Genomic DNA, 10,533 nt, shown 5'->3' with positions numbered 1-10,533 from the left:
GTTGGTGTCCAGTAGTCGCTCATCGAGGCATTCAACAGCGATCGAGACGCTCTCACCAGCAATATTCCCCACTGTTGGCAGCCAAATGAGATGACCTCTAAAGGCAGGAGTTCGCCGTCGCGGACACCGGCCACGTGCACGGGGCCGGTGGACGGGTAGGTCGTAGCGCTGCTCGTAGTCAGTGAGGTACGAGACGACGTGGGCTGCGTCCGGACAGGTCTCGCCCGGCCGCGGGGGCATGAGGCGGCCGGGCAGGGAGGAGTACGTGGCCGGGGAGAACAGGTGCAGGGAGTCCCAGGTGTGCTGCCAGGCACCGCCCGGGGTTGGATCGGCGTCGAGGATGACGAAGTCCAGGCCCAGGCGGCGCAGGTGGTAGCCGGCGGTGAGCCCGGACTGTCCCCGCCGATGACCACCGCGTCCACGACCCGGGTCACTCCGCGTCTGTCCTGCCGCGTATGAATATGGCCGCGACCAGGGCCAGGCCCACCGCCGCGCCGATCAGCTGCATGCCGATGAACGCCGGGACGGAGGCGGGGGTGATGCCGGCGAAGGTGTCGGTGAAGGCGCGGCCGATCGTTACGGCAGGGTTGGCGAAGGAGGTGGAGGAGGTGAACCAGTAGGCGGCTCCGATGTACGAGGCGACGGCGACGGGCGCGAAGCGGAGTCGGTCGGTACGGGCGAGGCCGAAGATCAGCAGGATCAGGCCGGCGGTGGCCACGACCTCGCCGAGGAGCAGGTTTCCGGCGGAGCGGTCGTGCGTGGACCACTTCACCAGCGGCTCACCGAACATCGCGTCCGCCAGGATCGCACCGAGGATCCCGCCGACGATCTGCGAGGGGACGTAGACCGCGAGTTCGCGCCCCACACCCGCGCCGCCACGGCGGGCGGTCCACCACTCGGCCAGGCTGACCGCCGGGTTGAAGTGCGCGCCCGACACCGGCCCGAGGAGGGCGATCAGGACGCCCAGGCCGAAGACCGTCGCGGTGGAGTTGGCGAGGAGCTGCAGCGCAACGTCATCCGTGAGCTCGGTGGCCTGGATGCCGGAGCCTACGATGACGGCCACCAGGGCCGCCGTCCCGACGAGCTCGGCGGCAGCCCGGGCGGCTAGTGGGGTGCGGGGTGGGCCGGCGCCGGGCGCGGGCTGCGGCGACAGGTCGGCGGCTATGGCGCCGCTCGCGGCGGGCTCGGTGGCAGTCACGGGCTGGGTCTCCTCGACAGGTGAGGCACAGGGAAGGGGACGATCAGGGGCAGGAGCGCTTGAAGTTCGCCTCGGCGGTCAGACGCGCGGTCTGCGCGAGGGCAGCGAACCGGCCGGCGAGTTGCTCGAAGACGTCTGGGCGCAGGCGGTAGTAGGTGAACCGTCCGCAGGGCTCCGTCTCGACGACCCCGGCCTCGCGCAGGACTCTCAGGTGGTTGGAGAGGTTGGTCTGCTTGGCGCCGGTCTCCTCCACGAGGTGGGAGGTGCACAGCGCCTCGCGGGCGAGCAGGGTCACGACCTGGAGGCGCAGGGGGTCGCCCAGCACCCGGATCAGATCAGTATCGACTGACGTCATCATGGACTGATACTCTCACATCATCCAGAGCTGATATCAGCCTAGGCTGACTTCTCTTGAGCCCAGGGGGTTCTCGCCATGGCCGCGTCCTCGCGCCCGGTCCTTCCCGACGAACGTCTCGCGGCCGGTGTCGCCCGTCTGGCCGTGCGCCACCGCGGCCGGTTCTCCCTGGAGACAGCGCAGCGGCTGGTCGCCGACTCGTACGAGCGACTGGCCGCCCACGCCTATGTCCGCACCCACCTCGTGGTGCTCGCGGAGCGCTTCGCCGCCGAGCGCCTGGCGCTCGCCCACGTCGATAATCCGATTGCAGCCGACGGCCGACCGCGGGTGCTGCTCGTGTGAAGCCACAATGCCGGCCGCTCGAGCAGGTCGACCTGGACGCGGAGGGCTACATCACGGTCGAGGCGCCCTCCACCCGTACGAACATCCCCGGCGTCTTCGCCGCCGGCGACGTCGTCGACCACACCTACCGCCAGGCCATCACCGCCGCCGCCAGCGGCTGCCAGGCCGCCCTCGACACCGAACGTCACCTGGCACAGCCCTGGCGGACAGGACCGCCGCGCCAGTCGCCCTCTGACGCTCTGCGCGCCGCCGTGCCCCAATGCGCCGGCAGGGGCGGTACACAGCGGCAACACGGGTCTGCCAGAGGGAAGACGAAGACGCTCCCCAGCGGGGGTTCCCCCAGGTCAGGAGCTACATGCAGGCCCAAGTGCCGGGTGATTCCCAAGCCTATGGCGCGGGTTCGATTCCCTTCATCCGCTCTTGGACGGCCCGGGTCAGCGACCTGGGCCTTCTTGCCATGATCATGCAGGTACCCGCAGCCACTGCCGCGTCACCTAGCGACTCCCCGCCACCCCGCTACCCCGCACAGACAGGGCGCGATGACGCCGACGCTGGGCCAGGTCGGCGTCGGGGTCACCACTGGGCGATGAGCGGCGTGTCCGGTTCGTGCTGCCGCCACGCTTCGGTGAGGCGGACGAGGCGGGCGGGGGCGGCAATGCCGCGCACGGCTGCGACCTTGTCTTCGGCGACGTCGAACGTCACAGCGCCCAGGACCTGGCCGCCGAGGACGAAGAGGATCGCGGGGGCACCGTTGACGACCGCGTAGTGGAGGGCGGGCGCGCCGCCGGCAAGCCGCCGCTTCGGGGGCGTGGGCTTGAAGCCGCCCCGCATGACGGCGGCGACGCGCTGCGGAGTGTCGTACCGCAGCAGCTTCTCGGCCAGGCCGGCGCCGTCGGAGAGCGCGATCACGTCGTCGGTCAGCAGCGCCACCAGCCGTTCGATGCGGCCCGAGGTGGCAGCGGTCAGGAATTCCTCGACGATCCTGCGGGCGGACGCCGGGTCGACTTCGCCGCCGCGGCGGCGCGTGGCGGTGATGCGGGTCCGGGCTCGGTGGAGGTGCTGCTGGCTCGCGGACTCAGTGAGGTCGAGGATCTCCGCGATCTCGGCGTGGCCGTAGGAGAACGCCTCGCGCAGGATGTAGACGGCCCGCTCAACGGGTGACAGGCGCTCCATGACGATCAGCATGGCCAGGGAGACCGATTCGCGCTGCTCGAAGGTGTCGGCCGGGCCGAGCATCGGGTCACCGTCGAGGAGCAGTTCGGGGAACCAGGCACCGGCGGTGCGTTCGCGGCGGACCTGTGCCGAGCGGAGCCGGTCGAGGCACAGGTTGGTGACGACCTTGGTCAGCCATGCCTCCGGCACCTTGATCTGCTGCCGGTCGGCGGCCTGCCAGTGCAGGAACGCGTCCTGCACGGCGTCTTGGGCGTCGGCGGCGGAGCCCAGCAGCCGGTATGCCAGCGAGGCCAGGCGGTTCCGGCTGGCCTCGAACCGACTGGTGTCGAAGCGATCAGTGGCGGTGCGGTCCATGCGAACCACCCTAAGTGGTAGGGCAGAAGGCTCGTCTCGGGGCATTCTCCTTTTGCGGGTGGGGTGTTGCATGCTGAGTCGGTGGTGGAGAGGTCGTTCGTGCCGCGAGGGTCCCGAGTGAAATCCCTGTTGTGCCCGCGTAGGCGCATCTGTCACGGACCGGTCGATGGCACGTCCTGAGCCGGCGGGGTGCTGTGAGGGTCAGACCGTCGCATGCGTGGTCGGCTGTGCGGCCGTGTCCTCGACGGTGGCGGCGGGGCGACGCCGCGGGTTGCCGGCCAGGCACAGCACCAGACCGAGCGTGAGCCACGTCGCCAGGACGGCGGCCGAGCGGGTGGCGCCGTGACCGTCGAAAAAGGCGGTGGAGCGCAGCAGTTGACCACCTGCCCCGGGCGGTAGCAGTTGGCCGAGGGTGCCGGACCAGCCGGGCAGCATCTCGGGTGCGGTCGCGGTGCCCGACAGGGGGTTGCCGATGAGCATCATGGTGGCGGCGCCGAGGCCGAAGCCGACGTACCCGAGCAGTGACTCGAGACCGAGGATGGTCAGGGAGGTGGCCGCGATGGCCAGGGCGGTGGCGCCGCAGTTCGCCCAGTATGAGCCGTCGAGTGAGCCGAACCAGAATTGGAGGATCGCCGTCACGGCAAGTCCGCCGGTGACGGCGAAGGTGAGCGCTCCGGTGACGCGGCGGACGCTGCCGCGGACGAGCCTGGTCAACAGCAGAGCGGCGAGCAGGCCGCCCATGACCAACGGCAGGGCTCCGGCGGCCAGTCCGGTGCCGCGCGGGTCGTCGGCCGGCAGTGGGACGAGATCGCGGGTGGCTACCGTGGTGCCGGTTCCCTGTACCTGGCCGAGGCCGGTCGCGATGCTGTTCAAGGTCTGGGCGACGGCGGCGCTTCCGGCAGACGCGGTGATGACCTGGGGGGTGCCGGAGCTGAGGTCGATCGCTCCGTACACCTCGCGGTCACGTATCAGCTGTTCGGCGGCGGCGGTGTCGGCGACCTCGGTGACCTCGAAGCCGTCGGGAAGCCGTTGGTCGAGCACGGACGCGATCTGCCTGACAGCGGGGGCGGGCCCGGCGACGGCGATCGGCACGTCATGCGCCGATGAGCGCACCGACGGCCAGGCGAAGGCGGTGAGCAGCAGGCTGATGCTCACCGTGAGCAAGGCGACGGCCCGGGCCACGGTCGGCCAGGGTGAGGGCGACGCGTCGGCTGCGGGCGCGGCCTGAGTGGACATGCCTTCTCCTTCAGGGGAGGGAGTTCATCGCCGGGCTAGCGGAGTTTCGGACTCGACCCGGCCGGCTCTTCCGTATTGCGGACGGAGCAGATGCCGCTGATGGGGTCCTTCTCGGCACGGGCTGCCCGGAAGCCTTCGAGTTCGCCGGTCAGGCAGGGAACGAGTGCCGGGTTGCCGTGTGCCGCGGTGGACTCACCGGTAACCACGGCGTCAAGTGGCTCAAGACCTTGGAACACGACCTGGTAGGCGGCTACGCGACCGCCTTCACGGCAGCGGACGCCTTGGGCGCGGTGGCCAGGTGATGCTTGCGCTTGGGCAGGCCGAAGGTCGGATGCGAGGTGGCCCACAGCGACATCCAGACGATGCCCGCCTTGATCCGGGCGGCCTTCCGGCCGCCCATGTACGTCGGCTTCGCCTGCCCTTCGTCGTCGACCATCTGCAGGATCCCGTCCCGCCGCCCGAGGCTGATGTGGTTGCCCGGGTACTCCAGCTTGGTGTTCGCGATCTTGCTGCCGGTCAGGCGTCCGACGATCGCGTCCACGGCCTGCCGGCCGGTGTAGCCGGCCGAGGCGCAGGACATGGGCAGCGGCCGGCCGTTGTCGCCGACGGCGTACGCACTGTCGCCGGCGGCGTAGACCTCGGGGTGCGAGACCGACCGCATGGTGCGGTCCACCACGATCCGACCGTTCTCGGTGACCTCAAGACCGCTCGCGGCGGCGATGGGGTTGACCGCGAACCCGGCCGCCCACACGGTCGCGTCGGCTGCCAGGGCGGTGCCGTCGGCACACAGCACCCGCGTCGCTTCGACGGCTTCGACGCTGGTGTGCTCCAGGACGGCGACGCCCAGCCGGTCGCAGACCTGGCGCAGGTGGCCGCGGCCTCCGGCGGAGAGCTGGGCGCCCACTTCACCGCGGGCGACCAGCGTCACCGACAGGCCGGGCCGGGATTCGGCGATCTCGGTGGCGGTCTCGATGCCGGTCAACCCGTCGCCGACGACCAGCACATTCACGCCTTCGCCCCGCTGCTCCAGGCTGTCCAGGCGTTGCCGCAGGCGCAGCGCGGAGGGCCGGGCGGCGACGTCGAAGGCGTGCTCGGCCACGCCGGGGACGCCACGGTCGTCACCGTGGCTGCCGAGCGCGTAGAAGAGCGTGTCGTAGCCGAGCTCGCCGCCTCCGTCGGCGTCGGCCACAGCGACGACCTGGCGCTCGGGGTCGACAGCCGTGACGCGGGCCAGGCGCAGCCGTATCTCCGTGCCCGCGAAGACGTCGGCGAGCTGTGGAGCCTCGATCTCCTGGCCGGCCGCGAGCTGGTGCAGCCGCAGCCGCTGGACGAAGTCCGGTTCGGCGTTGACCACGGTGACCTCGGTGTCCTTGGGGGACAGCCGACGGGCCAGGGTCCCGGCTGCGTAAGCCCCGGCGTAGCCGGCACCGAGGACGACGATGCGGTGCTTCATGTCTTGCTCCTGTCGGTTCGCTTGGCTCTCGGTGACTTGAGCGGAACAGCGCCCCGATTCCTGACAGGAAATAGATGTGACGCGGGTCACCGAGCGGCAGGAGCTTCGCCCACTGCTGCTCACGACGCCCGGGCAGCGCAGATGCAGGCTGAGCCGAACGAGGTGATCTGATGCCGATCACCGTCGACATCGACGTCATGCTCGCCAAACGGAAGAGATTTTCGTGCGAAGTCGCCGAATGCGCCTTGGTGCCACACGCCACGTCGATGCCTCCGGCGACCTCCCGCTGACGTTCGTCGTCGGAGTGCTGGTAGATCATCGTCGCCTTCTCCGAGAACCGGCGGGCACGTGCCCCGGCCGTGCCCTTCAGAGCGGTGAGCAGCGGTCAATCCAGATGCTCAGGCGCCGCACCCACACCCCTCGATGCGGCTGATATGCGCAGGTCAGTAGCCGCTTCCGGGATGCGGAGCGCACAGATTCCCAAGCTCATGGCGCGTTCGTACCCAACCGCTCCCGATCGTTTCGGTTCGGTGAAGTTCCTGGCCGGGTGAGACGGCGCGTGGTGCGTACGAGTGCCCGGCCGGGGTGCAGCTGTGCTCAGTGGGAGACCACGGCAGTGCTTGGCTACGGCATGGCGGTTCGGGGCTGGCGTGAGGTGCTCAGGAGCTCGGCGAGGCCGCGGCGGGTGGCGGCGATGACGACGCGGTCCTCGGGGCGCAGGACGTAGCCGGGGTGCAGCTCCCACAGGAGCTGCGGTTCGTCACCTGCCTGATGTGAGGAGGCGAGGTCGGGGCGGCGAGTCGTGGGGGCGGCGGTGTCGAGCGCGAGGACGCGCCATGCTCCGGGTCGGAAGGCCTCGCCGACGGTGTGGCCCTCCAGCTGGGGGTGGCCGGCCACGAGGAGGGCGGCGAAGAGCAGGACCTTGCGTTCGACGGGGATGGCGCCGAGGATCTGGCGGCCCATCATGGCTCCGGCGAAGGCGGGTGCGGCGAGGTGGGTGACGCTTCGACTGCGGGTGAGGGCCTCGGGGTGGGCGGTGCGCAGGGTGCGGTAGACGGCGGTGGCGAAGTCGTCGTCGTACAGGCGCAGGGCCACTCGCAGATCTGCCTTGACCGTACGGGCGTAGAGCGCGGCCTCCAGGTTGGTGGTGTCGGAGCTGGTGAGGGCGAGCAGCGCGTGCGCCCGGTGGATCTTGGCGGCCTCCAGGACTCCGTCCTCGGTGACGTCGCCGAGCACGACGGGGATGCCCAGGCCGCGGGCAAGCGGGATGCCGCGGGCGTCGGGATCCTCCTCGACGCACACGACCGGGATGTCGAGTTCCCGCAGCCGGGCGAGGACCCGGGTTCCGGTCTTGCCCAGGCCGAGGAGGACAACATGGCCGGACAGGCCGCGGGGCGGCCGACGTAGAGCTCCGGCGGCGCGGAAGGTGCCCAGCGCCTCCAGTGCCCCGGCGACCAGGAGAGGGAGGAGAGCGAGGCCGACGAGGCCGGTCAGGAGCTGGAGAACCTGGTGGGTGACCGGCGCGCCGATCGCGGGGTCGTTGATGGAGAACAGGTCGAGCAGCGTGATGTACGCGGCGTGCACGGGATCGGCGTCGGTGAGCAGCATCGTGGTGAGCGTCAGCGCGAGGACGGAGACGACGATGCCGGTGAGCGCCCAGCGCAGGCGGCTGGAGAAGAGCTCGCGCAGCGGCGCACCCCGGCGGGCCATCCGCCGAGCGGACAGGGCGGGACCGGCGTACCGGACGGTCTCCAGGACGACGCTGCCCCGTCCGGCGGCGCTCGCCACGGCCCGGTCGTCGGGCAGGAGCAGGGGACTCTGGGCGCCGCTGGCCTCCGAACCCTCGGCGCCCGCCGGGTCGGTGGTGGTGGACGACAGCAGGGCCAAGGTGCACAGGCCGGGGTCCGGTACCTCGCCGCGTCCGGGCGGGGTGCGTTCGGCGGCGCGCAGGAGCACGCCATCGGCCTGGACGACCTTGCTCGTCCCGGTGACGGCGGTGGCGGCGAGCGCGGGGGCCGCGGTGTCGGCGTCGGACAGAACGGTGGTGGAGGCGTCGAGAAGCGCGCGGTCGGTTCCGGGCGCGGTCAGGAGGGCAGCCTGGTCAAGGAGTTCCTCCAGCTGCTGCCCGAGCTTGCGGTTGTACATACGGACCACGAGCCGCAGGCCCGGGCTGAGACGGCGGGCGGCTAGCGCGGCACGCAGGTTGGTCTCGTCGTCCTCGTAGAGCAGGGCGAGGGCCGCGGCCCGGTCGACGCCGGCCCTCAGCAGCGTCTCCTCGGTCGGCGCGGATGACACGACGTCATGCAGCGGCGGGGGTGCGCTGCCGAGCGTGTCCTCGGTGGCCGGTCCGCCGGACCGGCGCAGGAGCCGCGCCGCACGGGACAGCACGGCGGGCTGCTCGCCCGCCCGCTCCTCGACCTGGTCGCCGGGCGCGACGAGAACGACCCGCTGGCGGTAGACGTCCCGCAGCTCGTCGGCGAGCCGGTGCGCGAGCCCGTCGTCGCCGCAGACCACCATGTGGCCGCCGTCCCGTGGAACTCCGGCGTCCTGGTGCAGTAGCGCGATCATGATTCCCCCGGTTTCGAGTTGGACCCGCCTGATCACGCGGGCGGGTCAAGTGTCGGACGTTCCTGCCCCGGTGCGCCTGGCATGCCGACTGTGATGACGGGAGATCAGGGTTCGTATCAGCAGGACGAGGCATACGGCGGCGAGGACGCCAGCGCCGATGCGCACCCAGGTCGGGGTGCTGCTGCTTGCGGCAGTCCAGCCCAGCCACAGGAGGTACAAGCCCATCCCGGCAGGGCTCTCCAGCAAGTCGCGCCCGGCGTTCCGCGATGACATGGCCGCCCCTCGCTGTTCTCGCTCGCGCTTGTCGTGGTGTGCTGCTGAGTGGCGGCTCATCGTCGGGTGCGGTGGAGCAGCGGCCGACGGCTCAGGAAGGCGCCGACTGCCACGGCCGCCGGAGTCCAGAGCGCGAGGAAGGTGCCGAGGGTTTCGTCCCTGTCGTGCAGGACCGTCATCAGTGCGAAGGTGTAGGCGCCCAGAGCGGCCGGCGTGCAGGCGACTGCGGGTGCTGTAGGGCTTGCCTGCCGTGGCGGGGGCCGGCGGTCATGGACTGCCGACCCAGGAATCCAGCTTCCCGAAGAGGAGCGTCAGGCCGCCACCACCCGCCGCGAAGAGACCGAACGCCGCGAACGCGACCCGCTGGTCGTCCTTGCGTAACTCCTCGTACTGACTTCTGGTGATCGCGACCCGCCTGCGGTCGGGGTCGACGGTGTCGATCGCGGAGTAGTACCCGCGCACGGGGTCGAGTCGCTGGAGGCCCGAGTCGTCCCACAACGCTCCGGTGGGCCAGGAAAGCCCCGGCGAGGCCCGCGCCCACGAACGGTGCGTGGACGCGGTGGGGCAGGGCCCGCAGGGCCCGACACCTGGTTCGCCTTGTTGCCGGCGAAGCCCCTGTTGCGCAGTTCGACCGCGATGCTGCGGAAGAGCGTCGCCAGGTGCAGGGGTACCAGCAGGGCGAGCCCGATGCCGAGCAGCAGCCACTCGTCGGCGAAGGGAGGCAGGAGCGGCACGGCAGCCAGGACTGCGGCGAGCAATCCCACCCCAGAGAGGGCCAGTTGCATGCCCGCGTGAAGCTTGAAACTGGTTCTCACCGCGCCCCCTCCCGTCGCGTCCTAGTCGGTGATCTCGACCGGTGTGCCGGTGGCGGCCGGAACGGACGCGGGCTCAGCCATCGGCTTCTTCTGCGTGATGCCCTGGAGCAGGGACGCGAGGTCGACCCCGGTCGTGGAGGAGAGAAGTTCCATTCCCTGGGCGACGTTGTCGACGACCGTGCGGGACAGCTGGCTCGCCCCGTCCGTGGAGATGACGGTCATCTTGTCGATGGCGGACAACGGCTCCGACGCCTTGGCGACGACCTGGGGCAGGACCTCGACGAGCATCTGGAGGACGGCGGCGTCGCCGTACTGGGCGTAGGCGTCGGCCTTCTTCTGCATGGCCTCGGCCTCGGCGGAGCCCTTGGCCGCGATCGCCGCGGCCTGGGCCTCGCCCTCGATGCGTACGGCGTCGGCGAGGGCCGCGCGGTGGGCCTTCTCGCCCTCACCGGTGAGGCGGGAGCGCTGGGCGTCCGCCTCGGCCTCCTTGACCAGGGCGATGCGGCGGGCCTCGGCCTCCTGCTCGGCCTGGTAGCGGGCGGCGTCGGCGGGCTTGCGGACCTGAGTGTCCAACTGGCGGTCGGTCAGGGCAGCCTGTCGCTCGGCGACCTTCTCCTGCTCGGTGAGGATCTGCTGCTGGCGGTCGGCCTCGGCGAGCGGGCCTGCCGCGTTCGCCTGGGCGGCGGCCTCGTCCGTCTGGGCCTTGATCTCGGCCTGCTTCAGGTAGAGGGTCCGCTGCGCGATCGCGATCTCCTCCTCCGCCTTC

General features: G+C 70.9%; 10 protein-coding genes and 2 pseudogenes. 2 read left to right on the top strand and 10 right to left on the bottom strand.

From position 1 onward, the window contains the following. Positions 1 to 86: 86 nt before the first annotated feature. From IF00_RS47525 to IF00_RS0140060, 3 genes and pseudogenes are all read right to left on the bottom strand, one after another. Positions 87 to 434: pseudogene (locus IF00_RS47525) on the bottom strand (FAD-dependent oxidoreductase); the annotation flags it as partial. Continuing rightward, positions 431 to 1,198 carry an aquaporin gene (locus IF00_RS0140065; RefSeq protein ID WP_030326984.1) on the bottom strand — a complete coding sequence of 256 codons (768 nt, stop codon included), beginning with the start codon at positions 1,196 to 1,198 and terminating at the stop codon, positions 431 to 433. The gene IF00_RS0140065 and the pseudogene IF00_RS47525, both read right to left, overlap by 4 nt. Before the next feature lie 43 nt (positions 1,199 to 1,241). Continuing rightward, the gene (locus IF00_RS0140060) at positions 1,242 to 1,556 is read right to left on the bottom strand and encodes an ArsR/SmtB family transcription factor (RefSeq protein WP_030326982.1); all 315 of its coding nucleotides are present in this window, start codon (positions 1,554 to 1,556) and stop codon (positions 1,242 to 1,244) included. Between the two features lie 75 nt (positions 1,557 to 1,631). On the opposite strand from IF00_RS0140060, the gene IF00_RS42180 reads away from it, so the two are divergent. Together IF00_RS42180 and IF00_RS47520 are read left to right on the top strand one after the other, a co-directional pair. Beyond that, positions 1,632 to 1,895, top strand: coding sequence for a three-helix bundle dimerization domain-containing protein (locus IF00_RS42180; RefSeq protein ID WP_051820899.1), 264 nt, complete (start codon positions 1,632 to 1,634; stop codon positions 1,893 to 1,895). A gap of 23 nt (positions 1,896 to 1,918) precedes the next feature. Next, positions 1,919 to 2,089 (top strand): annotated as a pseudogene (locus tag IF00_RS47520) (FAD-dependent oxidoreductase); the annotation flags it as partial. A gap of 379 nt (positions 2,090 to 2,468) precedes the next feature. Here IF00_RS47520 and IF00_RS0140050 read toward each other — a convergent pair. The 7 genes from IF00_RS0140050 to IF00_RS0140025 form a co-directional block, all read right to left on the bottom strand. Beyond that, complete coding sequence (locus IF00_RS0140050; protein WP_030326981.1) at positions 2,469 to 3,422, bottom strand: sigma-70 family RNA polymerase sigma factor; 954 nt, start codon at positions 3,420 to 3,422, stop codon at positions 2,469 to 2,471. Positions 3,423 to 3,623: 201 nt separating this feature from the next. After that, positions 3,624 to 4,658 carry a hypothetical protein gene (locus IF00_RS0140045; RefSeq protein WP_051820898.1) on the bottom strand — a complete coding sequence of 345 codons (1,035 nt, stop codon included), beginning with the start codon at positions 4,656 to 4,658 and terminating at the stop codon, positions 3,624 to 3,626. Positions 4,659 to 4,908: 250 nt separating this feature from the next. Next, the gene (locus IF00_RS0140040) at positions 4,909 to 6,111 is read right to left on the bottom strand and encodes an NAD(P)/FAD-dependent oxidoreductase (RefSeq protein ID WP_030326976.1); all 1,203 of its coding nucleotides are present in this window, start codon (positions 6,109 to 6,111) and stop codon (positions 4,909 to 4,911) included. A gap of 624 nt (positions 6,112 to 6,735) precedes the next feature. After that, positions 6,736 to 8,628, bottom strand: a complete 1,893-nt coding sequence (locus IF00_RS0140035) for an NAD-binding protein (protein ID WP_037640396.1) — start codon at positions 8,626 to 8,628, stop codon at positions 6,736 to 6,738. Between the two features lie 380 nt (positions 8,629 to 9,008). Further along, entirely contained in the window at positions 9,009 to 9,131 is a 123-nt protein-coding gene (locus IF00_RS47755; protein ID WP_280922643.1) for a hypothetical protein, read from the bottom strand. An 88-nt stretch (positions 9,132 to 9,219) separates the two neighbouring features. Then, positions 9,220 to 9,450: a hypothetical protein gene (locus tag IF00_RS0140030; RefSeq protein ID WP_030326973.1), complete on the bottom strand. Its 231-nt coding sequence runs from the start codon at positions 9,448 to 9,450 to the stop codon at positions 9,220 to 9,222. A gap of 338 nt (positions 9,451 to 9,788) precedes the next feature. Beyond that, positions 9,789 to 10,533 (bottom strand): flotillin domain-containing protein (locus IF00_RS0140025; RefSeq protein WP_037640392.1); only part of this gene is annotated, 745 nt, incomplete at its 5' end.

The sequence above is a fragment of the Streptomyces flavochromogenes genome (genome assembly GCF_000717595.1).
GTDB lineage: Bacteria > Actinomycetota > Actinomycetes > Streptomycetales > Streptomycetaceae > Streptomyces > Streptomyces flavochromogenes.
The sequence above is the reverse complement of the archived record's forward strand: the minus strand, read 5'-3'. Positions and strand labels throughout refer to the sequence as shown.

Excerpts from the sequence above, each read along its gene's own strand:
- IF00_RS0140060 (WP_030326982.1), bottom strand. The coding sequence starts at position 1,556 with ATGATGACGTCAGTCGATACTGATCTGATCCGGGTGCTGGGCGACCCC.
- IF00_RS0140035 (WP_037640396.1), bottom strand. The coding sequence starts at position 8,628 with ATGGTGGTCTGCGGCGACGACGGGCTCGCGCACCGGCTCGCCGACGAG.
- IF00_RS42180 (WP_051820899.1), top strand. The coding sequence starts at position 1,632 with ATGGCCGCGTCCTCGCGCCCGGTCCTTCCCGACGAACGTCTCGCGGCC.
- IF00_RS0140050 (WP_030326981.1), bottom strand. The coding sequence starts at position 3,422 with ATGGACCGCACCGCCACTGATCGCTTCGACACCAGTCGGTTCGAGGCC.
- IF00_RS0140045 (WP_051820898.1), bottom strand. The coding sequence starts at position 4,658 with ATGTCCACTCAGGCCGCGCCCGCAGCCGACGCGTCGCCCTCACCCTGG.
- IF00_RS47755 (WP_280922643.1), bottom strand. The coding sequence starts at position 9,131 with ATGACGGTCCTGCACGACAGGGACGAAACCCTCGGCACCTTCCTCGCG.
- IF00_RS0140040 (WP_030326976.1), bottom strand. The coding sequence starts at position 6,111 with ATGAAGCACCGCATCGTCGTCCTCGGTGCCGGCTACGCCGGGGCTTAC.